The sequence below is a fragment of the Brevibacterium sp. W7.2 genome, from assembly GCF_018137945.1.
Classification (GTDB): Bacteria; Actinomycetota; Actinomycetes; order Actinomycetales; family Brevibacteriaceae; genus Brevibacterium; species Brevibacterium sanguinis.
In genome coordinates, this window is record NZ_CP073089.1 from 2,563,655 (window position 1) to 2,589,592 (window position 25,938).

Consider the following 25,938-nt stretch of genomic DNA (forward strand, 5'->3'; position numbering starts at 1 on the left):
GCGTCGCCGGACGCCCACGCGCCCTCGCTCGACGATCTGCACCAGGTCGACGTCACCCCGTCGTCGTCACGCAGGCGTCGTCAGACGCCTGCGGGTGCGAGCACGATGTCGAAGCGCGTGCGCGACCACGGCACGTCACCGAGGTCGCGGCCGTCGGGGGTCGGGGTGCCCGCCGGCTGACGCGCGAAGTCCTTGATGAGGGAGTCCTTGACGCCGAAGACCGAATCGCTGGTGAGCAGTTCGTCTCCGGAGACGAAGATGTGGGTGACGAGCGTGCGCAGACCCGGGGCCGTGACCATGAAGTGCAGGTGGCTCGCCCGCATCGGAGAGCGCCCCGTCGCCGCCAGCAGCCGCCCCACCGGTCCGTCGTCGGGAATCGGGTACGGAGTGGGGGTGAGCCCCCAGAACCGGAACGACCCGTCGTCGTCGGAGAACAGATGCGCCCGCCCGTAGACGCGGTCGTCATCGTGCTGGACGTCGTAGAGGCCGTCCTCGTCGGCTTCCCAGACCTCGATGCGGGCACCGGGCACGGGAGCCCCGGCGGTGTCGCGGACGACGCCTTCGACCCAGCACGGCTCTCCCACTCCTCCCCCGGCGATGTCCCCACCGGCAGGGATGAGCGGGGCGTCGTCGACGAAGAACGGTCCGAACACCGTCGCCTCGGTGGCGTCACGGTAGGGCTGGTTGCTCACGTTGATCGTCTGCATCGATGCGCCGAGGACATCGGAGAGGAGGATGAACTCCTGCCGGCGGTCGTCGGTGATGTGTCCGACATCGGTGAGGAAGCCGATCGCCCGGTTCCATTCGTCCTCGGTCAGCCGCACGTCGCGGATGAGTCCGTGGAGGTGGGTGACGACGGCGGTCATCAGCTGCCGGAGGCGGTCATCGGGGGTGCCGGAGAACGAGGCGATGACGGTGTCGATGAGCTTCTCCTCGACCTCGGCCGGGGTGAGTCCGGCACCGTCCCCGGCCGCCTCGGCGGCGATGCCGGTCCCGCCCGCCGAACCCTGCGGGGCGACGGTCTGCGGGTCGTCGCCGCGCCAGGCGGCGGTGAGCAGCGCCGTGAGATTCTCCCGCGTCACCGGCTGGGGATTGTCGTCGGGGATCGCTTCGAGGGCGAGGTCGACCGCCTCGGCGATGTCACCGGATGCGAATCCGAGCTCCGACAGTGCCCGCGGGGCGCCGACGGCCTCGCGCAGCCGCTGGAGTCCGGCGACCGCGGTCTCGGCTCCGAACGCCTCCGCCATCCGCGCCTCGGCCTCGGGCACGGCCGGGGCGTTGAAGGCGAGGACGTAGGGCAGGACGATCGCGTGGGTCTGGGCGTGCGGGAGGTCGAAGGTGCCGCCGAGGACGTGGGCGATCTTGTGGTGCATGCCCGATCCCGCCGAGGCGAAGGCGACGGCGGCGAGGTAGGCGCCGTAGAGCGTGGACTCGAGCCCTGTCAGTGCGGAGGACTCCGCGCCGAGCTGCGGCAGACCCTCGCGCAGCGCCCGGATGCCTTCGAGGGCGAGCGCCCGGTTGATCGGGTCGGCGGCCGGGGCCCACAGCGAGTCGATGCAGTGGGCGAGGGCGTTGAGGCCCGAGGCGACGGCGAGGTCGTGGGGCAGGTCGCGCAGGAGGTCGGCGTCGTAGATGACCGTGCGCGGCAGCACCGCATCATCGACCCCGGTGCGCTTGCGGCCGTTCTCGGTGCGCCCCCACACGTTCGTCGCCTCGGAGCCGGAGAACGTCGTGGGCACGGCGATGACGGGGATCCGCGTCTGCAGCGCGACCGCCTTCGCCAGTCCTGTCGCCGAACCGCCGCCGACGCTGACGACGAGGTCGATGTCGCCGACCTCGGCGGCGGCCACGGCACGATCGGCCACCTCAGCGGGCACGTGCATGACGACCTCCCGGTGCCACAGAGCCACCGGGAAGTGGTCGGTGAAGTCGGTGACCTTGTCCGCGGCGGATCCGGAGACGATGACCATGACCCGTTCGGCCCCGAGGCGCTCGACCTCTGCGGCGACTGCGGCAGCGGCCTGCCCGGTGCCGAAGACGACGCGCTGGCCGAGGGTGGTGTGCGTGAAATCGAAGGTCATGCGATGTCACCGAGCCTTTCGTCGGAGTCTGCCGGTCTCGTCGCCAGGATAGCGGCGAGAGCTGAGGTGAGCTGGTCGGCGGCGTCGTCGGGCAGAGACGGCACTCGCCACGCGACGTGCTTGTCGGGACGGACGAGGATCGCACCGTCCTCGGCGACGTCGCGGAGCCGATCCCAGTCGAAGTAGAGGTCGGTGACGTCGCGGTCGGGACCGATGACGACGGTGCCGATGTCGACGCCGAGGCGCTGCCCGGCCGCCTGCGCCGCCTCCTCCCAGCCGGCGCCGGTCGTCCCGGTGATGAGGGTGAACCGGGTGTACGGGGCGAGGTCGTGGGTGGAGAGCTTCTCCCGCGAGTTGCCGACCCAGGCATGGGGCAGGCGCACGCCGGGATCCGTGCCGGCCTGGTAGTAGAGCTCGGGGTCGCGCGGGTTCTCCGTCGGCTCCCGGTCGTCGGCGACGACGGCCGTGGAGACGTAGCGCTGTCCGAGTTCGACGCCGTGGGCGTTGAACTCGTAGTTCTTCACCTCCATCGCCTCCCTCACCTTCGCACGCACCGCTGCGCCGTCAGCTGTGGCGTCCTTGCGGGCGGCGATCGCCTGGTTCATCTCCTCCTCGGTCTGGTCGGGGGTGAGCCCGAGGGCGTCGAAGAGCTGGGCGAACTCGCGACCGGACTTGTTGGCGCGGGTGACGATCTGCTCGGCGACCGGAGCGCGTTCGGCGCTGTAGGTCTCGAGCAGGTCCTCTCCGGCCTCGCCGCGGAGGACGGCCGCGATCTTCCACGCGAGGTTGTAGGAGTCCTGGATCGAGGTGTTCGATCCCAGTCCGTTCGACGGCGGGTGCTTGTGCACGGCGTCCCCCGCGCAGAACACCCGGCCGGACTGGAGCCGGCTCGCATACTGTTCGTTGTTGCCCCACAGGGAGATCCCGGTGATCGTCGCCTCGAGGTCGGGGTCGCCGATGAGGTTGCGCACGATCTGCAGCGCGTCGGCCTCGGCGACCTCCGGCGGTCCCTGTGCGATGTCGAAGCCCCAGACGATGAGCCACTCGTTCCACGGCCTGACCATGCGGACGAGTCCCGCGCCGATCCCGCCGATGTTCGATCCCGGCTGGATGACCCAGTAGAGGACCGAAGGGCGGTGCCCGACGAGCGTCTCGAGGTCGGCGGTGAAGGTGATGTTCATCGACCCGGCGATGTCCATGTCCCCGACCATGGGCAGGTCGATGTCGGCGGCGACCTTCGACCGGGCGCCGTCGGCGCCGATGAGGTACTTCGCGCGGATCGTCAGCTCCCGGCCGGTCAGGCGGTCGAGGACCTGAACGTCGACGTGGTCGGGGTGCTGGGTGTGGGAGAGGTATTCGGCGGAGAAGCGGGCCTGCGTGCCCCGCATCGTCGCGTTCCTCACGAGGATCGGCTCGAGGTGGGTCTGCGGGATGTCGCAGGTGAGCGACGGGGAGGCGAGTTCGTAGTCGGCGTGCCGGGCCGGGTGGTTTCCCCAGGTGAGGATCCGTCCGATCTCCTCACCGGCGAGGGACGTGCAGAAGACGGTGTCGCCGATCATCTCGTGCGGGGTCGCCTCGGCGAGGACCTGGTCTTCGATGCCGACGTCGCGGAAGATCTCCATCGTCCGCTGGTTCGTGATGTGCGCCCGCGGGGTGTTCGCCGTCCACCGGTACTTCGTGATCATGATGTTGAGGATCCCGAGGGTCGAGAGGAACAGCGCCGCTGACGCCCCCGCCGGACCCGACCCGACGATGAGGACGTCGGTGTCGACGATGTCCCCCTTCGGGGCTGCTGTCTCTGCGACTCCGTCGTCGAAGATGACCATGGTGACTCTCCTTGTCGTGTGGTGCGGTGGTTTCCGCTTCCTGTCGTGTGCTGCAGACTGGCCTCGAGGGTGGCACGGGCCGGTGCGCGGGGTCATCTCGCCGAGGTGATCGTGGCCGAAATCGTCAAAAGCTGAGATCTGGCTCACGCCGGCACGGCTACGATGAGAGGCATGATCGCCAGCGCGGGAGACCCACCGGTGCGCGCGCGGTTCTCCACCGACGCCGCGCCTCCCGCGCGCCGCGTCGCGGACTGGGAGGCCTACCATGCCACGGCCCTCGTGGGGCTGCGCACCGTCTCCGCCGGCGGCGCCGCCTTCCGCGCGGTGACCTCGACCCTCGACCTCCCGCAGGTGCGCATCGCCAAGGTCACGGGCACGCCGCATTCCGTGCAGCGCGGGCCTGCCGAGATCGCCGGCCACCCGGCGTCCGGGGCGCTGCTCTACCTGCCGCTGCGGGGTGCGAGCACGTTCGCCCATCGGGCGGGACAGCTGACGCTGGAACCTGGCCGGGGCATCGTCGTCGACGGTGACACCGCGTTCGCGCGCAGCCTCGGGGCCGGGGTCGATGAGCTCGTCGTCCGACTTCCCCGCCGCACGCTCACCGATCTCACCGGCCGGTCCTCGTGGCCGACCCCGACCGCCCTCGACCTCGACGACTCCGCGAGCCCGACCGCACCGGGCAGGGCTTTCGCCGAGGTGGCCGAGGGCCTCATCGACCGCGGGCTCGGCGGGGGCGCGCCGCTTGAGGGGCGGCTCCTCGACCTGCTCGGCAGCGTGCTCACCGCGGCCTCTCCCGGTGGGAGCATCGTCGAGGAGGCGCTCACCGTCATCGCCGACCATCACCGGGAGCCCGATCTCGGTGCCGCGCGCATCGCCGGGCATCTCGGGGTCTCGGAGCGGCAGCTGACCCGCATCCTCGCCGAGGCGGGACTGAGCGTGCCCCGTGCCGTGCTCGGTGCCCGCCTCGACACGGCGGCCGGACTGCTCGCCGATCCGCGCGCCGCGGGCCTGAGCATGGCCGAGGTCGCCGCAGCCAGCGGCTTCCGGTCGGCGGCGCAGTTCTCCCGCACCTACCGCGACCGCTTCGCCGTCACTCCGCTGCGCCACCGCCGACAGCTCGCGGCCGCGCTGCCCGGCAGCTGAGCAGGGACCCGCCCGGTGAGCGAGGTGTCATCCGTTGAGGTTGTGGAGGGCGATGAGCTCGCGGGCGCGCTCACCGTCGCGCGCCGCGATCGCGTCGACGATCTCGACGTGGAGGTCGTAACGGGACCGCACGTACTCCGGCAGCGGAGCGTCAGCGCTGCCGGCAATGCTCACCGCGTGGTCCTCGAGCAGCCCGAGGACGCCGAGGTAGACGGATCGCAGCATCTGGCTCGGCGACGCCTCGGCGATGACGCGGTGGAGCGCCCAGTTGGCCCGGGCGAACTCGAGGTGCTCGCCGGCGTCGAGGGCCGCGCGCATCCTCTCCAGCTGCCCGCGCATCCCGGCGATGTCGGCGTGCTGCGCGGAGGTCACGGCGTCGTCGATGAGCAGCGGGTCGAGCGCGTCGCGGATGCGGATGGCATCGGGGACGGAGGGCTCGGCGGTGTCGAGGGCGAGCATCGCGTTGCCGAGGCGGGCGATCGCGGACTGCTCGTCGACGAAGATGCCGCCCCCGGGTCCGGGCTTCATCGTCACGTATCCGCGTGCCTGGGCGAGCGCGAGCGCTTCGTTGAAGGTGCCGACGGACACCCCGCATTCGGTGCGCAGTGTCTCCTTCGTCCCCAGCCGCGTGCCCGCCGCATGGCGCTGGGCGATCGCGATGATCATCGCCGTCGCGGTCTCCGTCCGGCTCGCCGCTGTCCCGGCGGACGTCGCCGCCGCCTCGGCGATCTGCTTCGTCGCAGGCATCGCCACCTCCTTGTCACGTCACCCTTGATTATCCACGATTCACTGATATCGTAATCATCATAATCATTATATCGATTAGCTCAATGAGGAGTACGGCATGACCGCACAAGGATCCATCTCGGAAATCGGCTACGTCTCCCTGCTCACCAGGGACCTCCACGCCTCGATCTCCAACGCCGTCGACGTCTTCGGTCTCGTCGAGACGGAGTCGACGGCGAAGAAGGCGTTCCTCACCGCGCAGAACAAGCACCACGAGCTCGTCTACACGCAGTCCGACCAGGACGCCGTGGACCACCAGGGGCTCGTCGTCGAGAACTCCGCGGAGCTCGAGGCGATCCGCGCGAAGGTCGACCGCGGCGGGTACACGATCGTCTCCGAGCAGCCGATCGAGGACCACATCGAGGAGGGCTTCGCCTTCGTCGGCCCCGAGGGCTTCACCTGGCAGATCTACACCGAGAAGCTCGACTACAGCATGCTCAAGCGGGGCACGACCGCTCCTGATCGGCTCGGGCACACGAACATCCAGGTCCTCGACGCCCCGGCGCAGACGGAGTTCTTCAAGGACGTCTTCAACTTCGCCGTCTCCGACCAGATCGGCAACGAGCACTTCTTCCTCCGGTGCAACAACGACCACCACGGGGTCGCGATCTTCACGTCGAACAAGACCGGAATCCACCACCACGCATGGCAGGCCGGGAACGTCTACGATCTCGTCCGCCTCGGCGACCGCCTCGCCCGGCGGGGTGCGCGCCTGGCGTGGGGACCGGTGCGCCACGGGGCCGGCGACAACGTCGCCGTCTACTACGTCGAACCGACCGGTGCGGTCATCGAGTACTACTGCGACATGGAGACGATCCGCGACAAGGATCGTCCCGCCCGGCACTGGGACCCCGACGACCTCTACTGGATCAACCAGTGGGACGGTCAGGTGCCCGCCGACATCCTCGACTACGGGATCCCCAACCGGCAGCGCTGACCGCCGCCCCATCCACCCTGTCACCAGCTCAACCTGTCAACAACAGAGAAGGACACCCATGAAACTCGCCAACCACAACTCCCGCGCCGTCATCGTCACCGGCGACAACCAGGGCATCGATGTCGCCGCTGCCAGCGACGGCCGGTTCGGCCCCGAGATCCAGGATGTCTACGATCAGTGGGACGACTTCCTCGCCTGGGCGCCCGAGGCCTCCGGCGAGACGGTGACCATCGACCCGCAGCAGCTCGGCGCGGTCTCCCCGCGTCCGCTGCAGTCGATGGGCGTGGGACTCAACTACGCCGAGCACGTCACCGAGAGCGGATTCGACACCCCGGACAAGCTGCCGCCGGTGTTCCCGAAGTTCCAGTCCTCGCTCACCGGTCCGTACACGACCGTCAAGCTCGTCGCCGACGGCCGCAACGACTGGGAGGCCGAGCTCGTCATCGTCATCGGACGCGAAGCCCACGACATCGCCGATGGCACCGGATGGGACTACGTCGCCGGCGTCACCGTCGGCCAGGACCTCTCCGAGCGCGCGATCCAGCTCGACGGACCGGCCCCGCAGTTCGGGCTCGGAAAGTCCTACCCCGGCTACTCCCCGACCGGGCCGTGGCTGGTCACCCCCGATGAGCTGCCCAACCGCGACGACCTCGCGATCTCCGACAAGCTCGACGACGAGGTCGTCCAGGACGGTCGCACGAGCCAGATGCTCTTCGATGTGCCGTCGCTCGTCGAGAAGCTCTCGGAGATCCTCACCCTCCATCCCGGCGATGTCATCTTCTCCGGCACCCCGTCGGGCGTGGGCTTCACCCGCGAACCGCCGAAGCTCATCCAGCCGGGGCAGGTCCTCGAGACGACGATCGAGGGCATCGGCACGATCCGCCAGGAGTTCGTCGGCTGAGTCCTGGGTCCGATCGAGTCGGAGCACCGGGTTCGTCCTGATACGAGACGATCGTCGTGACTCCAGAGGTTCGTCCCGGCATGAGAGGGGGCGGAGGCGCAGGCCTCCGCCCCCTTCTGCGTGCTCTCTCGACTAGCCGGTGCGTGCTCTCTCGAAAAACCGGAACGCTGCGAGGAGAATCTCCGCAGAATTCGAAACCAAGTTGCCTTTGCTCATCTCTCATGCCGAACGAGGTTGTGATCGCTTCGCCCTCGCCCCTATAGTGGCGAGCATCGGCGCGAACACCGACGTTCTCAGTGCCGACTCGTTTCGACCTGCCGGAGGGTGAGCCATGCGCTATGTAGTCGGACTGACGAAGGACAGCAGAGGCCGCGACGCGATCTCTCTGGCGACGACCCTGGCGCAGTCGCTGGACGACCCCGGTGCGGTCGAGATCGATCTCGTCCACGTCATCAGCGGTGCGCACCCGGACAATGCCGCCACTCCTCAGGAGCGGGAGTACCAGCGCCTCAAGGCCGACGAAGCCGAGGAGTGGATGGCCAAGTCCCTCTTCCTCATCCCGAAGACCCTGCGGGCGCGCGCGACGATCCACTTCGCCGACTCGATGGCGGAGGGGATCCTCGAGGTGGCCGCCGCCAGGCGCACCGATCTCATCATCGTCGGAGCGGCCAGTCACGGACCGTTCCGCCGCTTCACCGTGGGATCCGTCGCCAATGCGCTTCTCCACACCGCCACCGCTCCGGTGGCCCTCGCTCCGGCAGGCTACCTGCCGCCCAGCGATCTCACCCGCATCACGTGTGCGCTGGGCACGCGGACCGGCGCCGAGGCGGTGCTCCAGGTGGCCGTCGACTCCGCCGTCCTCCATCGCGTCCCTCTGCGGATCATCTCGCTCGTCTCCCTCGACGCCGTCCCCGCGGCGAACGCCCCCGACAAGCACGCCGAACGCGTGCTCGAGGAGGCATCGGCCAGCGTCGACGGCGCCGTCGACGTCTCCGCCGACATCGCTCGCGGGCGCTCGACGGAGGCCGCGATCGAGAGCCTCGACTGGAGCGAGGGGGAGATCGTCCTCATCGGCTCGAGCCGTCTGGCGCAGCGCCACACGATCTTCCTCGGCACCACCGCCAACAAGATGCTGCGCAGTCTGCCCGTGCCCATGGTCGTCATCCCCCGGTACCATCCCCTCGACGGTGCGGACAGTCCGTCCCAGCCGATCTGAGATGAGCGCGACTTCCGACGATCAGCACGACCGTCGCCGGACCGAGATCCGATCGCCGATCGAGATCAGCGCCGCTGCCGATGAACCCCTCTACCGGCAGCTGCGGAAAGCCCTCGAGCATCAGATCATGTCCGGAGCGTTCAACCTCGACACTCCCCTGCCGTCGTCCCGGACTCTGGCCCGCGAGATCGGAGTCTCCCGCAACACCGTCAACGCCGCGATCCAGGAACTCGTCGCCAGCGGGCTCGTCGAAGCCCGCTCGCGCAGCGGCCACTTCGTCAATCGCGAGCTCGTCGAGGGAGAGACGGACGCGACCGAGCCGGTGCCGGATCGAGCGGAGTCGATCGACTGGGCGGCGAAGGTGCGCGTGGGGGCGGACGCCGCACTGCCCGAGATCGTCAAGCCCAAGGACTGGCGCTCCCGCCCGTACCCCTTCGTGGCGGGCCAGATCGATCCCGAGGAGTTTCCCCGCCTCGCCTGGGCGAAGGCGCTGCGCACCGCGATGGATCCCGAACATCTCTGGCACTCCGTGCGCGATGCCGTCGACGAGGACGATCCGATGCTCGTCGACATGCTGTGCCAGCGGATCCTGCCGGCGCGCGGCATCCACGTCGGCGCGGAGAACGTCCTCATCACCGCCGGCTCGCAGCAGGGGCTCGATCTCCTCGCGCAGATGCTCATCCGCCCCGGGATGCGAGTCGGAGTCGAAGACCCCGGATACCCGGATGCCAAGCACTCCTTCGCCCGGATGGGAGGCAGCCTCGAGGGCATCCCCGTCGACCGCCGGGGAATGGTCGTGCCCGACAGCCCGCCCGACCTCCTCTACGTCACCCCCAGCCATCACTGCCCGAGCAACGTCACCCTCGACTCGGCACGGCGGCGACACCTCCTCGCGCAGACACGCACCGCCGATTCGCTCATCATCGAGGACGACTACGATTCGGAGTTCCGCTACCGCGGCAAGCCCACCCCTGCACTCAAAGCACTGTCGGGGTCCGATCACGTCATCTACCTCGGGTCGTTCTCCAAGTTCCTCGCTCCCGGTCTGCGGCTGGGCTACATCGTCGCCGATTCCGGGCTCATCCGACGGCTGCGCACCCACCGCCGCTATTCCATCCGCCACGTCTCCGGGCACACCCAGCGCGCCATGGGTCTGCTCATCGAATCCGGGCAGTACCAGCGCACCGTCGTCCGCCGCCGCACCCACCTGCGGCAGAAGTGGCTGCGCCTGACCGAGGCGCTGACGGCCGAGCTGCCGTGGACGATCCCCTTCCCGGCCGGCGGGGTGAGCGTCTGGATCGCCGGTCCGCCCGAACTCGACGCCCGCGACCTCGCCGCCGAATGCCTGCGCCGCGGAGTCGTCATCGAAGGCGGTGACGCGTTCTTCCTCGATCCGCAGGGCTCGCGCAACCACTTCCGCCTCGGCTTCTCCGTCATCGGATTGGATGCGATCCCCGCCGGTGTCAAGGAGCTGAGAATCGCGCTCGAATCCCTGCTCGGCAGTCCTCTGACCAGCTGAGTTGCCGATCCCTGCGCTGGTACCAAAGAAATGCCACCGGATTGGGACTTCAGCCCCGGGCCCGTCGGCACCAGAGTGAGACCAGGATCACTTCCACCGATGATCCCGGCCGCACACACCGTCGTGGCGGCCACGACTGCAGGATTGGAGAGTCGCGTGACGAACTCGGATATGAGAAGCCGTGCACAGAAGCACCTGTTCCCCCACTTCACCACCGGGAAGGTGTGGAACGACGACAGTCTGCCGATCATCGTCGGCGGTGAGGGAAGCTATCTCACCGACGAGAACGGCGACCGCTACCTCGACGGCCTGGCCGGCCTCTTCTGCGTCAACATCGGACACGGGCGCACGGACATCCCGCAGGCCGCGTTCGAGCAGATGAGCCGACTCGCCTACTGGACGAACTGGGGCTCAGCCCACCCGGCAGCCATCGACGCGGCGACCTTCATCGCCGAGCACGCCCCGGGCGACCTCGAGACCGTGTTCTTCGTCAACTCCGGGTCCGAAGCCGTCGAGTCCGCCGTGAAGTTCGCGCGCCAGTACCACGTCGCGCAGGGCGAACCGCAGCGCACGAAGATCATCGCCCGCGACATGGCCTACCACGGGACGACTCTCGGGGCCCTCGCCGTGACGGGGATCCCGGCCTACAAGGCACCCTTCGGCGATCTCATGCCGGGCGTCTTCCATGTCCCCAACACCCTCGGCGAGACGATCCCCGAAGGCGGCACCGCCGCGGATCTTCCCTCGATCCGCGCCATCAGCGAGCTCATCGAAGCTGAGGGCGGTGACACCTTCGCCGCGCTCTTCGCCGAGCCCGTGCAGAACTCCCGCGGCGCTCTCGTTCCACCCGACGGCTACTGGCAGGAGCTGCGCAGGATCTGTGACGAACACGGGATCCTGCTCGTCGCCGACGAGGTGATCACCGGATTCGGGCGCCTCGGCGAGTGGTTCGGCTCGATCAAGTTCGACGTCGTCCCCGATCTCATCACCTTCGCCAAGGGCTCCACCTCCGGCTACGCACCCCTGGGCGGGGTCATCATCCGCAGACCGCTGGCCGAGGCCGTGCTGTCCTCACCGCAGGCGGGCCTGTTCACGCACGGCGCCACCTGGGGCGGACACCCCGTGAGCACCGCGGTCGCCGTGGCGAATCTGACGGCCGTGGAGAACGAGAACGTGCTCGGCAATGTCCGCAGCCTCGAACCCTACTTCCAGAACGGCCTCGACCGGATCGTCGATGACCATCGCAGCATCAGGGAGTATCGGGGGGCCGGATTCTTCTATGCCATCGAGATGATGGGCGATCGGGAGACCGGTCGCGAACTCACCCCGGAGCAGTCGAAGACCGTCCTCACCGAGGTGATCCCCGCGGCGATGAGAGAGGTTCAGCTCATCACGCGGCCGGATAACCGCGGAGCGACGATGCTCGTGCTCTCCCCGCCGCTGACCGCCGACCAGGACGTCCTCGACGACCTGCTGACGAAGGTCGATCACGTGATGAGCGCAGTCGACGCCCACCTCGGCGCCTCACTCCTCACCACGGTCTGAGGCAACGATGAGCAGCTCACCGGTCGCCGACGCCGCGCCCGACCTCGCCGGGGAGCCGACCGCGACGCCGGACGGCATCGACGATCTGCTCGTGACGCGAGTGCGCGAGGAGGGCGCGGGGCTGCCCGCACCCCGGATCATCCTTCCCGAAGGGGACGATGAGCGGGTGGTGCGTGCGGCCGGTGTGCTCGCCGACCTCGGCTTGGCCCCCGTGCTCATCGGCGATGCGGGCACCGTCGGCGCCCTCCGGGGTGAGGACGGGCCACGTCGGCCGGTCCTCCCGACGGTCGAGGCGGCCGATCTCGCCCACGGTGCGGCCGGCGCCGTCATCCGGGCGAAGGCGGTGGGACGGCATGCGGGAGCGGCCGACTCCTGGCTGAGCGATCCCGTCCACCTGGGAATGGCCGCAGCGGCGGCCGGCATCGGGGACGTCGTCGTCGCCGGTGCGACGCGCCCCACGGCCGACGTCATCCGCTCGGCGCTGCGGATCCTCGGTCTGGCTCCGGGCACCGCGCTGCTGAGCTCGTCGTTCCTCATGAAGCTCGCCGACGGCCGGTATCTCGGGTTCGGCGACTGCGCCGTGGTGCCGAACCCGGATGCCGCCGAGCTCGCCTCGATCGCCCGCGCCACCGCGGACACCTTCACCTCGATCACCGGGGAGTCGCCGGCGGTGGCGATGCTCTCGTTCTCCACCGCCGGCTCGGCCGAACACCCCGACCTCGAGATCATCCGCTCGGCGACAGCAGCTCTGAGCGCCGCGCACCCCGATCTCGAGGTCGACGGGGAGCTCCAGTTCGACGCTGCCCTCATCGACTCCGTGGCGCGCGCCAAGGCGCCCGAGTCGACGGTGGCGGGGCACGCCAATGTGCTCATCTTCCCCAATCTCGCCGCCGGCAACATCGGCTACAAGATCGCCGAGCGCCTCGCCCATGCACAGGCCTTCGGGCCGCTGCTCCAGGGCCTGGCCTCGCCTGTCAACGACCTGTCCCGCGGGGCGAGCGCAACCGACATCGTCAATGTCGCCCTCATCACCGCCCTCCAGCATCTGACGACGCAGGGCCGCGACCGGCCCTCCGGCGCAGATCCCACTCAACGTGCGGCCGCGCGGCGCACCGGCGCCACGGGCACCCGCCCTCAGCGCTCCCATTCACCGCGCCGAACGATCACACGTTCGTGATTGAAGAAGAGGTTCCATGTCCGAGTCAACAGAGCATTCGACCCCGCAGACAGCACCTGCCGTGAGCACACACCACGATCAGCCCGAGCGGCTCGCGAAGACGCTCAAACCGCAGTGGGTCTTCGCCATCGCCCTCGGCTCGGCGGTCGGGTGGGGAGCGTTCATCCTTCCCACGGACTGGCTCGCCACCGGAGGACCGCTGGGCGTGCTCTCCGGCTTCGGCATCGGTGCGGCGCTGATGATCGTCATCGCGGTCAGCTACGGCTTCCTCATCCGCACCTTCCCGGTCTCCGGAGGTGAACTCGCCTACGCGCTCATCGGCTTCGGTCGCGTGCAGGCGTTCTTCGCAGGATGGTTCCTCACCTTGGGCTACATCTGCATCGTCGCCCTCAACGCCTCGGCGCTGGCGCTCCTCTTCCGCACGCTCATGCCCTCGATCATCGAAACCGGATATCTCTACACGGTCGCCGGATGGGACGTCTACCTGCCGGAGGTCCTCATCTCGATCACCGCGCTCGTCGTGTTCGCCCTGCTCAACATCCGCGGCAGCGCGATCTCCGGCCGCATCCAGTTCTGGGCCTGCGTGATCATGATGGTCGCCGTCGCCGCGATCCTCATCGCCGTGCTCGCCAGTCCGGTCTCCGTCATGGCGAACATGTCGCCGAGCCTGCCCGACGGTGTCAACCCGTCGGCGGCGATCTTCGCCATCGTCGCCATCGCCCCGTGGGCCTTCATCGGATTCGACAACGTCCCCCAGGCCGCAGAGGAGTTCGACTTCTCCCCGAGCAAGGCGATGCGGCTGATCATCCTCGCCATCCTCGCCGCCGCGGCCCTCTACATGGCGATGGTCTTCGCCGTGGCGGTCGCCGAACCGTGGCAGGAGCTCGCGACGTCCGGATCGGCGTGGGGCACCGCCGAGGCGGTCACCGGAATCATGGGCGGCTCCGGTCTGTTCCTGCTGGCCGTGGCCATCACGATGGGGGTGAGCACCGGCCTCAACGGCTTCTACGTCTCCGCCAGTCGCATCCTCCTGGCGATGGGCCGGGCACAGATGATTCCGCCGGTCTTCGCCCGTCTCCACCCGAAGTACAAGACCCCGCACATCGGGATCCTCGCCGTCATGCTCATCTGCCTCATCAGCCCATGGTTCGGCCGCGCCGCACTCACGTGGGTCGTCGACATGTCCTCGATCGGCGTGACGATCGCCTACCTCTACACCTGTCTGTGCGCCTTCCGGATCTTCCGTCCCAGCAGCGAGACTCCGGCCGCGGATGCTCTGCCGGGCACCTACTCGACGGTGAAGAAGATCCTCAGCGGTCTCGGCGCCGTCATCGCGCTCTTCTTCATGGGCCTGCTTCTCATTCCGGGGTCGCCCGGAGCCCTGGGCAGGGAGTCCCTCATCGCGCTGGCCGTCTGGATCGTCATCGGCATCGTCTTCTTCGTCTCCCGAATCCGGCACAACCGCCGCCTCACCGACGCTCAGGTCGACATGCTCGTCTTCGGAACCGAGCGTCCGGCACCGACCCGCTTCAGAGAACGCGCGCAGCTGCGCCGTGAGGGCGCACTGCCGCAGGCCGAGGACGGGACCTCACGCGAGGGATGAGAGTGCTCGCGGGTCGAGAGTCCGCACGCCACGGCGGTCATGCCTGAGCACCCGGTCAGCCGGGGAACGCTCAGACATGACCGCCGTGGCGTCCCAGCGCGGTTCTCAGCGCCTCGACGACCGCGCGGGTCGAGGCGCGATCGCCCAGAGTCTCCGGGTCGAGAGCGATCGCCGACTGGTAGAAGTCCGAGACGTCGCACCCGAGGCCGACTCCGATGAGGTGACGGTCCGGACGCGCCGCCGCCGTGATCGTCGCAGCGAGGTCCCGCGCGAGATAGTCCTCGTCGTTGGCCTCCGCGGTCGCCCCGTCTGCCGGACTGCCGTCGCTGATGACGACGAGCACGGTGCGCGCGGCATCGACCTGGTCGAGGCGCGTGAGCGCCCAGCGCACCGCTTCCCCGTCGACGCCTTCCCGGTAGAGCGAGCGCTTGAGCAGGCCGGCGAGAGCGAAGCGGGCCCGGCGGGCAGTGGTGGCGGAGTCCTTGAAGACGAGGTGGTCGACCTCATTGAGTCGACCGATGCCGGCCGGCGACCCAGACCTCTGCCAGGACCTCTTCGGTCGTCCGCCGTTCCATGCGCCGGTGGTGAAGCCGAGGACCTCGGTGACGACATCGAGACGGTCGAGGGCCGTGACGAGACCATCGAGGAGAGCGGCGAGTCCGGCGGCGTGGGGCTTCATCGACCCCGAGCAGTCGAGCAGGAACGCCACCGCGGTGTCCGGCTGACCCGTCGTCGTCACATCCTTGAAGACACGGCGCTCCCCCGGTGAGGTGATGAGGCGGGAGAGTCGGCGCGGATCGAGGACGCCGGATTCTCCGTCCTCGAGGTCGCAGACCTCGACCGGAGCGGCGACGACGGGCTGGAGTCGGCTGATGATCGGCGCCACCGGCGCTCGTCGGTCCTGTGTCTGCTCATCGAGCTGCCGACGCAGATCGCGCAGCTGCGCCGGGCGGACGACGTCACAGATGTGACGCGTGGTGTCGAAGCTCGCGTCCCAGATCAAATAGCCGCGGCCGGCCGTTCCCGGCGACTCCGGCGACCCGCCGGGAGCGGCGAAGGGACTCTCGGAGACATCGAGCACGAGTGAGAACGCCGAGGCGGTGACCCCGCGGCGCGGTCGGGGGCCCTGGCCCCACTGCTCCTCGTTCTCGGCCATGCGCGCCGCGACGAAGGCGGCGAAGTCGAGCGCAGCGGGAAGGAACGCCGCCTGCGACGTCCGCGTCCGCCGCAGGCGGACCAGCAGCTCACCCATGTCGGCGGCGAGATCGGCTCGGGTCGCCTCGATGAGATCGACGCAGTCCTCGCTGATCGGCTCTCCGGTGAGCGTCGAGCGCGCGACCACCGTGATCGTGAGCAGGAGGATCCCCTGGTGGGTCTCGTGCAGGCGCGAACCGAGGAATTCCCGGCACCACTCGGTGTGCCGCTGCGCGAGATTCTGTCGCACCCCGGGCAGGTCCGTCAGGGCCTCGCACCGGAACTGCTCGAGGACCTCGACGACGAGCCGCTCTGCCGTCGAGTCCGGAAGCGCTGACCTGTGCTCGCCGAGGTCGCTGTGGCGCATCCGCAGCGCCATCGCATCGGCGGCTCCGCGCAGGGAGGAGAGGCCGGCATCGGCCAACGAGGGATAGAGGTGCGGCGCGTTGAGGGGAAGTCTCCCGTGGGTGTCGATCGGACGGGCGCCCCAGCGGTCGAGGTCGGGGTCTCCCGACAGCGCCCGCAGCACTCCTGCCAGTGTCCGGTCGATGCGTCGCTGCTCGTCGGCGCCCCGCGAGCGGGACCGGCCGGCATCATCGCGGTGTCCTCGCGGTCGGGTCGACGGGCCCATCTCAATCCACCGACAGCGAGGTCAGCACGGCGGGATCGGTGCCGAAGCCGCGTTGGAGGAATTCGCCGAGCAGGACGTGCTCGGACGGGTCGCAGCGGTTGGCGAAGGAGAACTTGAAGGCGAGTTCGACGTCATTGAAGATCAGGGCATTCTGTGCCCAGGAGATGACGGTGCGCGGGGACATGAGTGCGGAGAGATCGCCGGCGGCGAAACCGGTCCGGGTCATGTTCGCCACGGCGACCATGGTCTCCGCCGTCTCCCTCCCGAAACGGTCGACGAACCCGGGCACTTGGCCGGTGACGACGTCGTACTCAGCCTGCGGTGTCAGATAGTCGAGCTTCGCGACGATGCCCCACCTGTCCAGCTGGGCCTGGTTGAGGCGCTTGACGCCGCTGTAGAGGCCGTTGAGGTTGCCCAGTCCGACGGTGTTCGCCGTCGCGAAGAGGCGGAACTGGGGGTGCGGACGGATGACGCGGTTCTGTTCGGTGAGCGTGAAGAGCCCCTCCCGCTCGAGCAGCCGCTGGATGATGAACATCACCTCGGGCCGGCCTGCGTCGTACTCGTCGAAGATCAGCGCCATCGGTCGGCCGAGGGCGAACGGGACGATGCCGTCCTCGAAGCGGGTGCGCGGATGGCCGTCTTCGATGACGACCTGGTCCTTGCCGACGAGATCGGTGCGGGAGATCTGACCGTCGAGGTTGATCCGCATGACCGGCCAGTTGAGGCGTGCCGCGACCTGTTCGATGTGCGTGGACTTTCCCGTGCCGTGCAGGCCCTGGATGAGGACGCGCGAATTGTGGATGAACCCCGCGAGGACGGCCCGGGTCACCTCCGGGTCGAAGCGGTAGTTCGGATCGATGTCCGGGACGAGGCTGTCGTCGCCGGTCAGCCGCGGCACCTGCAGGTCGCTGTCGAGGCCGAAGAGCTGACGGGCGGATTCCCAGGTGATCGAGGCCCCAGCAGGTGTGGGGTCGGACATGGTGCTGAGCGGATCCGTGGCGGTGTGCATGGTCGACGCTCCCTTCGTCTGGCGTTCCCCGAGGCGAGAGGCGATCCGCTCCGGTGACGCACTCGTGGTCATATCAGGCGATCTCGGTGCTGCGGTCGATGTCGTCGATGCGGGAGATCTTCTCGGCAGCGGCCTGCACCAGCGGCAGGAGAGCGACGAGATCGTCCTCGGACTTCCGCAGCACCGGGGCCTGAATGGCCACGCACTGATTCGACCTCCCCGCTTCTCCGGGGACGAGCACGGCCAGGCACACGAGTCCGTCGAGGTACTCCTGGCGGTCGACGGCGAATCCCTGCTCCCTGATCTCGGTGAGCTCCGCGTCGATGCGGTCCGGATCGGTCATCGTGTGTGGGGTGAAGGCCGGCAGCTGCGACCCGGTCAGCAGACGGCGACGCTGAGTCTCACCGTACTGGGACATGATCATCTTCCCGCTGGCCGATGCGTGGATCGGCACGCGGGCTCCCGCTTCGAGGTGGACCCGCAGGGGGTGCTGCGTCTCGACGCGGTCGAGGTAGATGACGTCGCTGCCGGCGACCGTCGTGAGATTGCAGCTCTCCTCGACATCCTCGGCGAGCTGGGCCAGGATCGCACGACGAGCCCCGTGCCGTGTGTCGTTGAGCAGAATGTCCTCGGCCATGCGCCGCAGGCGCGCACCCGTTCCATAATGCCGGCCGTCGCTGTGCCGCGTGATGAGACCGGCGCTCTCGAGCTGCTGGAGCATGCGGTGGAGCGTGGGCTTGGGCAGTCCGGTCTGCACGACGAGGGACTGCAGGGTGAAGATCTCGTCGCGCGTCGAGATCAGCTCGAGCAGCGAGATGAGGCGCAGCGCCGGCGTCTCCCCGACGAGCGAGAGTTCGGCGCCGAGGCCCGGTTCCGCGAGATTGTCCATGAGCACGCCCTCCTTGGTGTCTCGGAAAATCATACCAAACAGAATAATAACCGGAACACGTATTGACGCGGCCACCCGCCACCCCCTAGTGTTCTAGGTGTTCAACTTTTTCATCCGAATTGAACGAATAAACGAGACCTCGAAGACGTGGTCTTCCCAACCTCAAGGAGGAGTTGGCATGACAGAACTCGCTGATCGGACCGAGGTCGAAGCACCCGAACACGCTCCGAAACCGCAGAAGATCACCTCCTCGGAGGCATTCGTCGAGACCATGGTGGCCAACGGCGTCACCGATGTGTTCGGCATCATGGGATCGGCATTCATGGACGCGATGGACATCTTCGCGCCGGCCGGCATCGACTTCGTTCCGGTCGTCCACGAACAGGGCGCGGCCCATATGGCCGACGGATACGCTCGGGCATCCGGCCGCCACGGAGTGGTCATCGGGCAGAACGGGCCCGGCATCTCGAACTGCGTGACCGCGATCGCGGCGGCCTTCTGGGCGCACTCCCCGGTCGTCATCGTCACGCCCGAAGCGGGCACGAACTCGATCGGGCTCGGTGGATTCCAGGAAGCCAATCAGCTGCCGATGTTCCAGGAGTTCACGAAGTACCAGGGCCACGTGACGAACCCCGCTCGGATGGCCGAGTTCACCGCCCGCTGCTTCGACCGGGCCCAGTCGGAGATCGGGCCCACCCAGCTCAACATCCCCCGTGACTACTTCTACGGCGAGGCGGCTCCCGACATCCCGCAGCCCCAGCGCATCGATCGCGGTGCGGGCGGCGAACAGAGCCTCAACGATGCCGCAGAGCTGCTGGCCCAGGCGAAGAACCCGGTGATCATCTCCGGCGGCGGAGTCGTCATGGCCGACGGAGTCGAGGAGTGCATCGCCCTGGCCGAGCGCCTCGGCGCACCCGTGGTCAACAGCTACCAGCACAACGATTCGTTCCCCGCCAGCCATCCGCTGTGGGCAGGTCCCCTGGGATACCAGGGGTCGAAGGCGGGGATGACCCTGCTCAATCAGGCCGATGTCGTCCTCGCGCTCGGCACCCGCCTCGGACCGTTCGGCACGCTCCCGCAGTACCAGTTCGAGTACTGGCCCACGGAGGCGAAGATCATCCAGGTCGACGCCGACCACAAGATGCTCGGACTGGTGAAGAAGATCGACGTCGGCATCTGCGGCGATGCCAAGGCCGTGGCCACCGAGCTCCTCGGGCGCCTCAACGAGAAGACCGTCGCCAGCGACGCCACCAAGGACGAGCGGGCGAATCTCATCCGCGCGGAGAAGGAGGCCTGGGAGGCCGAACTCGATTCCTGGACCCATGAGAAGGACGAGTTCTCCCTCGACGTCATCGACGAAGCGGAGAAGGAGGAGGGCAACTGGCTCCATCCGCGTCAGGTGCTGCGTGAGCTCGAGAAGGCGATGCCCGCCGACGTCATGGTCTCCACGGACATCGGCAACATCAACTCGGTGGCGCACAGCTACCTGCGGTTCGAGCGTCCGCGCAGCTTCTTCGCCCCGATGAGCTTCGGCAACTGCGGCTATGCGCTGCCGACGATCATCGGCGCGAAGCGAGCCGCTCCGGAGCGCCCGGCCATCGCGTATGCCGGTGACGGCGCTTGGGCGATGAGCATGGTCGAGGTCCTCACCGCCGTCCGCCATGACATCCCCGTCACTGCGGTCGTCTTCCGCAACCGCCAGTGGGGTGCGGAGAAGAAGAACCAGGTCGAGTTCTACGGCCGCCGCTTCATCGCCGGTGAGCTCGACAACGGGGAGAGCTTCGCGGCGATGGCCGAGAGCATGGGCGCCGATGGGATCGTCGTCGACAGGCTCGAGGACGTCGGCCCTGCACTCCAGCGGGCCGTCGATGCGCAGATGAACGAGGGCAGGACCACGGTCATCGAGATCATGTGCACGAAGGAGCTCGGCGATCCGTTCCGGCGCGACGCACTGCGGATGCCGGTCCGCACACTCGACAAGTACAAGGACTACGTCTGAGGATGAGGATCAGGGGCGCACGGCAGCAGGCCGTGCGCCCCTTCGCCGTAGGGAGACTCCGTTGAACTGGTACATCGTCTGGATACTCGCGTTCCTCGCCCTGCTCTTCGCCGTCAGCCTCCGCTCCTCGAAGACGGTCAAGACGGCCGACAACTACGTCATGGGCGACTTCAGTCTCGGCTTCTTCCCCATCTGCGGATCGGTGATCGCCACCGTCACCGGTTCCGCGGCCCTCATCGGCGCCGCCGGCAAGGGGTTCACCCTCGGTGTCTCCTACCTCATCACCAGCCTCGCCTTCGTCGGCTTCACCATCGCCACCGTCATCGTCCTCGGCCCGACGATCCGCAGGCTCCGGCTCTACACGCTGCCGGAGCTCTTCTCCCGCAGGTTCGGCAGAGCCGCAGCCCTCATCCCCGCCCTCATCACCGGACTGCTCTACATGACCCCGACCTTCGGGATGCAGCTGGTCGGCATGGCGGCCCTGCTGTCGTCGGTGACCCCGATCCCGACGTTCTGGGGAGTGCTCCTCGGCTTCCTCGTCACGCTCGCCTTCACCATGATCGGCGGACTGCCGAGTGTGGCCTGGACGGACGCGATCCAGACCGTCGTCATCCTCGCCGGCGTGGTCCTCGCTCTCGTCGTCGGCATCGCCGCGCTCGGCGGTCCGGCAGAGGTCGTGGCAGCCACTCCCCCACAGCTTCTCGAGTTCGACAGCATCGGCGGCATGGAACTCCTCAACTGGTTCCTCATCTTCGGGCCCTTCTACATCGTCTGGCAGACCACCTGGCAGCGGCTGACCGCCGCGAGGACGCCGAAGATCGGATACTCGGCCGTGACGATCGGCTTCATCGTGTCCGGACTCGTCAGCGTCGTCGCCGTCCTCATCGGCATCGCCGCCCTCCAGCGATTTCCCGCCGACACCAAACCCGACCTCGTCTACACGAGCTTCATCTCCGAGATCTTCCCGCCGTGGCTCGGAGGCCTGCTCATGGTCTCCCTCGTCGCCGCCCTGCTCACCGGCGCCACCTCGTTTCTCCTCAGCGGGGCCATCAACATCTCCAAGGACATCTATCAGGGGTGGGTCAACCCCGGTGCCGGGGACCAGCGGATCCTCGTCGTCTCGCGGCTGTCGGTCGGTGCGATGGCGGTGCTCGGGCTGGTCATCGCCCTGCTCATCGACGACATCATCGCGATCTACGAGCTGGCGCTGACGTTCACCGCGTCGACGCTCGTCATGCCCGTCCTCGCGGCGATGTTCTGGCGCCGCGCCACGACGACCGGGGTCATCGTCAGCATGGCGGCGGCTGCCGCCGCAGCGGTGCTGTGGAGGCTGTCGGGCACTCCCTTCGGTCTGCACGAGATCGCCCCCGGACTTCTCGTCTCAGCGATTACCCTGGTGATCGTCAGCCTTGTGTCTCGGCACTCCGCCAACGAGACCGTCACCGCCTACGCGCTGGAGGGACGCGGGACCCCGACCGGCGAATCGACTGCGAACCACGAATCGAGGACACTGAGCAATGAATCCTGAGGACACCATCGTCTACCCCGCGCGGCAGATCCGCACCGGTGATCCGTCGTTCCCCGTCGCTGAGGCCGTGGCCGTGCGCGGGGACCGGATCCGCGCGGTCGGCACCGTCGAGGAGCTGCTCACCTACCCGGGAGCCGTCCTCGATGAGCGCTACGGGGATGCCGTCATCCTCCCGGGATTCGTCGAAGCGCACACCCATGCCGGCACCGGCAATGTGTGGAAGCAGACCTACGTCGGATTCCTCGACCGCACCGAGCCCAGCGGTCGCCACTGGCCCGGCTGCACGAGCATCGACGAGGTCGTCGAACGGCTGCGGGACGCCGAGGCTGAGCTCGACGATCCGCAGCAGCCGCTGCTCGCGTGGGGATTCGACCCCATCTACTTCCCCGGGGAGGCATTCACCGCGGCCGCCCTCGACGCCGTGTCGCCGCACCGGCCGATCCATGTCATCCACACGAGCGTGCACGCGTGCGTGGTCAACTCCGCGGTCATGTCGCGCTGCGACATCAGCGCAGACACGATGGTGCCGGGCGTGGTCAAGGACTCGTCAGGAGCACCGACGGGCGAACTCCGGGAGTTCACCGCGATGGCGCTGGTCAGCGACCTGACCGAGGGCACCGGTCCGCTGAGCATCGACGCGGCGGCGCTGCGGGCCTTCGGACAGGAGGGGGTGAACACCGGGACAACGACGCTGACCGATCTCGGGTCGCTGACGCTGATGGATGATGCCGGCGTCGACCTCTATCGCAGCGTCGTCGACGAGACCTTCCCGGCCCGGCTCAATGTCTTCCATTTCGGTGCGGGCGTCGGAGCGCCGCGGCCGTCACTGAGCGATGATGCCGCGCGCCTCGTCGACCTCGCAGGACAGTCATCGGCGCACCTGCGTCTGGGCAACGTCAAACTCATGCTCGACGGGTCGATCCAGGGGTTCACCGCCCGACTCGAGGCGCCGGGCTATTTCGGGGACGAGCCCAACGGGCTGTGGAACGTCACCCCCGAGGAGTTCTATGCGGCGTTCAGCGTCTTCCACCGCGCAGGACTGCTCATCCACGTGCACTGCAACGGCGATCAGGCCACAGAGCTGTTCCTCCAGACCCTGCAGCGCGTCCTCACCGAAGCCCCCCGGCCGGACCACCGGCATACGTGCACGCACTCCCAGCTGACGACGGCCGCCCAGTACCGGCGCCTGGCAGCGCTGGGCGCCTGCGCGAACATCTTCGCCAATCACATCTTCGCGTGGGGCGATCAGCACATGGACATCACCCTCGGTCCCGACCGCGCCCGACGCATGGACGCCGCCGCCACCGCACTGCGGGAGGGCGTCCCGATCTCCCTGCACTCGGACTCGCCGGTCACCCCGTTGGGACCGCTGCGCACGATCACGCACGCCGTGACGCGCAGGAGCCAGACCGGACGGGTGGTCGGCGACGGCGAGGCGATCAGCGTCGACGAGGCCGTGCGGGCGATGACGCTGGGCGCGGCCCATATGCTCCACATGGACCACGAGGTGGGTTCGCTCGAGGCGGGCAAGTACGCCGACTTCGCCATCCTCGCTGACGACCCGTATGAGGTCGACCCCGACCGGATCGGCGATATCCACGTCCGCGGCACCGTCGTCGGCGGCCGCCATTTCGACTCCCGCATCGCCGCCCCTGCAGGCAGCTGATGAGCGCACGCCTGAGCATCATCGGCGGCTATCTCGGCTCCGGCAAGACGACGCTCATCAATGCCCTCCTGGCGGCGGGGACCTTCGGACGCACGGCTGTGCTCGTCAATGATTTCGGGGAGATCAGCATCGATGCCTCCCTCGTGGCGTCACAGACCGAGGACACCGTCGAACTGACCAACGGCTGCATCTGCTGTCAGATCACCGATGACCTCGGTCGCGCGATGCGCGCCTTCTCCGACCGTGACGATGTCGACCACGTCCTCGTCGAGGTCAGTGGGGTCGGCGATCCCACCGTGCTCGGAGACTGGCGGCGCTTTCCCGGCTTCGCGCCGGGTCCGATCATCGTCTGCGCCGATGCGACGAATCTCCGCACACTGCTGTCCGATCGGTTCGTCTCCGATCTCGTCGAACGCCAGATCGGCGGGGCCGACATCGTCCTCGTGACCAAAGCGGACCGTGCCTCCGGCGCGGACATCGCATGGACCCGACAGGCGAGTCTGCGGTTGGCTCCGAACGCCGAGATCCTCGATGCCGATCCTTCGCACCTCCCTGCTCGGCTCCGCGGAACCGAGGTCAGTCCCCGGGCGGGCACGCTCCCCGGCGCCAATGCGCCGGCACCCGATGCAGGTGGAGTCCACTGTTCGCGCACGGTCGACGGACTCGACACCGTGGATCCGGCCGAGATCCTCTCCATCCTCTCCGACCACCGTGCACTCCTCGCCCGCGCCAAGGGCTTCATCGGCGACGGGCACGGGCGCTGGCACGAAGTGCATCTGGCGTCCGGGCGCATTGAGTCACGCCCCCTGCCGCGATCATCTGCGCCGCCGGGCACGGCACTCGGCACCATCGTGCTCATCGCCGCCGGAGACGACGCGCAGAGGACCGTGGAGACGGTCGCGTCTGCGCTGGCGGCGGTGCGCTGACGGATTCGCCCGCCCGGCGACGCGCCCGTGCTTGACCGCCCTCGCGGCGAGTGCCAAACTGAACGAACGATCAGTGACTGTGGTCACGAGCTCCGCGACGAGGCGGAGGCGGCCCGCTCACGGCACCAACGGAGGACGAACCCTGTGAAGCGCAACCTGTACGACGACGACCATGAAGCCTTCCGCGACACCGTGGGCGCCTTCCTCGACCGGGAGGTCGTGCCGCACGTCGAGGAGTGGGAGGAGAACCACCTCGTCGACAGGGGCATGTGGGAGAAGGCCGCGGCGGCCGGCATCATCGGGCTCGCGATCCCCGAGGAGTTCGGCGGCGCCGGCGTCGACGACTTCCGCTTCGAGATGGTCCGGTCGGAGGAGATCGCCCGCCGAGGCGTCGGCGGAGTGACCGCGGGGTGGGGCGTGTCCGACGGCATCGTCCCCGGCTACCTCATGGCCTTCGGCTCGCAGGCGCAGAAGGAGAAGTACCTCACCGGCCTCGCGACCGGTGAGATGATCGGCGCGATCGCGATGACCGAGCCGAACGCCGGCTCGGACCTCCAGGGCATCACGACGAAGGCCGTGCGCGATGGCGACGAGTGGGTCATCAACGGGGCGAAGACCTTCATCACCAACGGCATCCACGCCGACTTCGTCATCGTCGTCGCCCGGACGAATCCCGAGGCCAAGGCCGCCCGCGGGACTTCGCTCTTCATCGTCGACGCCGACACTCCGGGCTTCGAGCGCGGACGCAAGCTCAAGAAGCTCGGGATGGAGGCGCAGGACACCGCCGAGCTCTCGTTCACCGATGTCCGCGTTCCGGCCGACGCCCTCCTCGGCGAACTCGACAACGGCTTCATCCACCTCATGGTCAACCTCCCCACCGAGCGCCTCCTCATCGGCTCGGGCACCCTGGCCGCAGCGCGCGCCGCCCTGAGGTGGACGGCGGACTACGTGTTCGACCGCCCGGCGTTCGGCCAGACGATCGGGGACTTCCAGAACACCCGCTTCGAACTCGCCGAGCTCGAGACCCGGGTCGACGCGCTCGAGGCGTTCATCGATCGGTGCGCGCTGGCCCTCAACGCCGGCGAACTCACCGCAGTCGACGCCGCGAAGGCGAAATACCTCGGCTCCGATCTCGAGATCGAAGTCGTCAACCGCTGCCTCCAGCTCTTCGGCGGCTACGGCTACATGCTCGAATACCCCATCGCGCGCGTGTTCAAAGACAACCGGATCCAGGCGATCTTCGGCGGAGCCAACGAAGTGATGAAGGAGCTCATCGGCCGCGATATCGCTCAGCGCCACCGCACACGCTGAGGACGTGAGACCGGCACCCGGCCATCCTGTGATGCCGATCACAGAAAATCA

19 protein-coding genes and 1 pseudogene are annotated in these 25,938 nt (G+C 68.3%); 13 read left to right on the plus strand and 7 right to left on the minus strand.

Going from position 1 to position 25,938, the window contains the following annotated elements; translation table 11 throughout:
* Positions 1 to 80: 80 nt before the first annotated feature.
* From J9315_RS11565 to J9315_RS11575, 3 genes and pseudogenes are all read right to left on the minus strand, one after another.
* Positions 81 to 986 carry a dioxygenase gene (locus tag J9315_RS11565; RefSeq protein ID WP_211979309.1) on the minus strand — a complete coding sequence of 302 codons (906 nt, stop codon included), beginning with the start codon at positions 984 to 986 and terminating at the stop codon, positions 81 to 83.
* Between the two features lie 30 nt (positions 987 to 1,016).
* Positions 1,017 to 2,081, minus strand: a pseudogene (locus J9315_RS11570) (maleylacetate reductase); the annotation flags it as partial.
* Positions 2,078 to 3,907, minus strand: a complete 1,830-nt coding sequence (locus tag J9315_RS11575; RefSeq protein WP_211977917.1) for an FAD-dependent monooxygenase — start codon at positions 3,905 to 3,907, stop codon at positions 2,078 to 2,080. The pseudogene J9315_RS11570 and the gene J9315_RS11575, both read right to left, overlap by 4 nt.
* A 171-nt stretch (positions 3,908 to 4,078) precedes the next feature.
* Here J9315_RS11575 and J9315_RS11580 point away from each other — a divergent pair, with 171 nt between their 5' ends.
* Complete coding sequence (locus J9315_RS11580) at positions 4,079 to 5,050, plus strand: helix-turn-helix domain-containing protein (RefSeq protein WP_211977918.1); 972 nt, start codon at positions 4,079 to 4,081, stop codon at positions 5,048 to 5,050.
* Between the two features lie 27 nt (positions 5,051 to 5,077).
* Here J9315_RS11580 and J9315_RS11585 read toward each other — a convergent pair whose 3' ends face one another.
* A complete protein-coding gene (locus tag J9315_RS11585) occupies positions 5,078 to 5,797 on the minus strand; it encodes an FCD domain-containing protein (RefSeq protein WP_211977919.1) in 720 nt (239 codons plus the stop codon).
* 97 nt (positions 5,798 to 5,894) lie between these two features.
* Between J9315_RS11585 and J9315_RS11590 the strand changes: the two genes are divergently transcribed.
* The 7 genes from J9315_RS11590 (at position 5,895) to J9315_RS11620 (ending at position 14,734) form a co-directional block, all read left to right on the plus strand.
* Positions 5,895 to 6,773 carry a VOC family protein gene (locus J9315_RS11590; RefSeq protein ID WP_211977920.1) on the plus strand — a complete coding sequence of 293 codons (879 nt, stop codon included), beginning with the start codon at positions 5,895 to 5,897 and terminating at the stop codon, positions 6,771 to 6,773.
* A gap of 58 nt (positions 6,774 to 6,831) precedes the next feature.
* Positions 6,832 to 7,674: a fumarylacetoacetate hydrolase family protein gene (locus tag J9315_RS11595; protein ID WP_211977921.1), complete on the plus strand. Its 843-nt coding sequence runs from the start codon at positions 6,832 to 6,834 to the stop codon at positions 7,672 to 7,674.
* Positions 7,675 to 8,005: 331 nt separating this feature from the next.
* Entirely contained in the window at positions 8,006 to 8,890 is an 885-nt protein-coding gene (locus J9315_RS11600) for a universal stress protein (RefSeq protein ID WP_211977922.1), read from the plus strand.
* Position 8,891: 1 nt separating this feature from the next.
* Positions 8,892 to 10,409 (plus strand): PLP-dependent aminotransferase family protein, encoded by a 1,518-nt coding sequence (locus J9315_RS11605; protein ID WP_211977923.1) that lies wholly within the window; start codon positions 8,892 to 8,894, stop codon positions 10,407 to 10,409.
* Between the two features lie 171 nt (positions 10,410 to 10,580).
* A complete protein-coding gene (locus tag J9315_RS11610; RefSeq protein ID WP_249120894.1) occupies positions 10,581 to 11,954 on the plus strand; it encodes an aspartate aminotransferase family protein in 1,374 nt (457 codons plus the stop codon).
* A 7-nt stretch (positions 11,955 to 11,961) separates the two neighbouring features.
* Complete coding sequence (locus tag J9315_RS11615; protein ID WP_211977925.1) at positions 11,962 to 13,131, plus strand: phosphotransacetylase; 1,170 nt, start codon at positions 11,962 to 11,964, stop codon at positions 13,129 to 13,131.
* 16 nt (positions 13,132 to 13,147) lie between these two features.
* Positions 13,148 to 14,734, plus strand: coding sequence for an APC family permease (locus J9315_RS11620; protein ID WP_211977926.1), 1,587 nt, complete (start codon positions 13,148 to 13,150; stop codon positions 14,732 to 14,734).
* A gap of 70 nt (positions 14,735 to 14,804) precedes the next feature.
* Here the strand turns inward: J9315_RS11620 and J9315_RS11625 are convergent, their stop codons facing one another.
* From J9315_RS11625 to J9315_RS11635, 3 genes are all read right to left on the minus strand, one after another.
* Positions 14,805 to 16,559: a cobalt chelatase gene (locus J9315_RS11625; protein ID WP_211977927.1), complete on the minus strand. Its 1,755-nt coding sequence runs from the start codon at positions 16,557 to 16,559 to the stop codon at positions 14,805 to 14,807.
* Between the two features lies 1 nt (position 16,560).
* Positions 16,561 to 17,538, minus strand: a complete 978-nt coding sequence (locus tag J9315_RS11630) for a MoxR family ATPase (protein ID WP_211977928.1) — start codon at positions 17,536 to 17,538, stop codon at positions 16,561 to 16,563.
* A 103-nt stretch (positions 17,539 to 17,641) separates the two neighbouring features.
* The gene (locus J9315_RS11635) at positions 17,642 to 18,490 is read right to left on the minus strand and encodes an IclR family transcriptional regulator (RefSeq protein WP_249120895.1); all 849 of its coding nucleotides are present in this window, start codon (positions 18,488 to 18,490) and stop codon (positions 17,642 to 17,644) included.
* A 145-nt stretch (positions 18,491 to 18,635) separates the two neighbouring features.
* Here J9315_RS11635 and xsc point away from each other — a divergent pair, with 145 nt between their 5' ends.
* From xsc to J9315_RS11660, 5 genes are all read left to right on the plus strand, one after another.
* Entirely contained in the window at positions 18,636 to 20,456 is a 1,821-nt protein-coding gene (xsc, locus tag J9315_RS11640) for a sulfoacetaldehyde acetyltransferase (RefSeq protein ID WP_211977929.1), read from the plus strand.
* 61 nt (positions 20,457 to 20,517) lie between these two features.
* A complete protein-coding gene (locus J9315_RS11645; RefSeq protein WP_211977930.1) occupies positions 20,518 to 21,984 on the plus strand; it encodes a sodium:solute symporter family protein in 1,467 nt (488 codons plus the stop codon).
* Positions 21,974 to 23,650: an amidohydrolase gene (locus tag J9315_RS11650; RefSeq protein ID WP_211977931.1), complete on the plus strand. Its 1,677-nt coding sequence runs from the start codon at positions 21,974 to 21,976 to the stop codon at positions 23,648 to 23,650. The genes J9315_RS11645 and J9315_RS11650 overlap by 11 nt, the downstream gene beginning before the upstream one ends.
* Positions 23,650 to 24,576 (plus strand): GTP-binding protein, encoded by a 927-nt coding sequence (locus tag J9315_RS11655; RefSeq protein ID WP_211977932.1) that lies wholly within the window; start codon positions 23,650 to 23,652, stop codon positions 24,574 to 24,576. The genes J9315_RS11650 and J9315_RS11655 overlap by 1 nt, the downstream gene beginning before the upstream one ends.
* A gap of 144 nt (positions 24,577 to 24,720) precedes the next feature.
* Positions 24,721 to 25,887, plus strand: coding sequence for an acyl-CoA dehydrogenase family protein (locus J9315_RS11660; RefSeq protein ID WP_211977933.1), 1,167 nt, complete (start codon positions 24,721 to 24,723; stop codon positions 25,885 to 25,887).
* The last annotated feature ends 51 nt before the right edge of the window (positions 25,888 to 25,938 follow it).

Bases quoted from the DNA above. Each gene is read 5' to 3' on its own strand.
- J9315_RS11575 (WP_211977917.1), bottom strand. From the start codon at position 3,907: ATGGTCATCTTCGACGACGGAGTCGCAGAGACAGCAGCCCCGAAGGGG.
- J9315_RS11580 (WP_211977918.1), top strand. From the start codon at position 4,079: ATGATCGCCAGCGCGGGAGACCCACCGGTGCGCGCGCGGTTCTCCACC.
- J9315_RS11585 (WP_211977919.1), bottom strand. From the start codon at position 5,797: ATGCCTGCGACGAAGCAGATCGCCGAGGCGGCGGCGACGTCCGCCGGG.
- J9315_RS11590 (WP_211977920.1), top strand. From the start codon at position 5,895: ATGACCGCACAAGGATCCATCTCGGAAATCGGCTACGTCTCCCTGCTC.
- J9315_RS11595 (WP_211977921.1), top strand. From the start codon at position 6,832: ATGAAACTCGCCAACCACAACTCCCGCGCCGTCATCGTCACCGGCGAC.
- J9315_RS11600 (WP_211977922.1), top strand. From the start codon at position 8,006: ATGCGCTATGTAGTCGGACTGACGAAGGACAGCAGAGGCCGCGACGCG.
- J9315_RS11605 (WP_211977923.1), top strand. From the start codon at position 8,892: ATGAGCGCGACTTCCGACGATCAGCACGACCGTCGCCGGACCGAGATC.
- J9315_RS11610 (WP_249120894.1), top strand. From the start codon at position 10,581: ATGAGAAGCCGTGCACAGAAGCACCTGTTCCCCCACTTCACCACCGGG.
- J9315_RS11615 (WP_211977925.1), top strand. From the start codon at position 11,962: ATGAGCAGCTCACCGGTCGCCGACGCCGCGCCCGACCTCGCCGGGGAG.
- J9315_RS11620 (WP_211977926.1), top strand. From the start codon at position 13,148: ATGTCCGAGTCAACAGAGCATTCGACCCCGCAGACAGCACCTGCCGTG.
- J9315_RS11625 (WP_211977927.1), bottom strand. From the start codon at position 16,559: ATGGGCCCGTCGACCCGACCGCGAGGACACCGCGATGATGCCGGCCGG.
- J9315_RS11630 (WP_211977928.1), bottom strand. From the start codon at position 17,538: ATGTCCGACCCCACACCTGCTGGGGCCTCGATCACCTGGGAATCCGCC.
- J9315_RS11635 (WP_249120895.1), bottom strand. From the start codon at position 18,490: ATGATTTTCCGAGACACCAAGGAGGGCGTGCTCATGGACAATCTCGCG.
- xsc (WP_211977929.1), top strand. From the start codon at position 18,636: ATGACAGAACTCGCTGATCGGACCGAGGTCGAAGCACCCGAACACGCT.
- J9315_RS11650 (WP_211977931.1), top strand. From the start codon at position 21,974: ATGAATCCTGAGGACACCATCGTCTACCCCGCGCGGCAGATCCGCACC.
- J9315_RS11655 (WP_211977932.1), top strand. From the start codon at position 23,650: ATGAGCGCACGCCTGAGCATCATCGGCGGCTATCTCGGCTCCGGCAAG.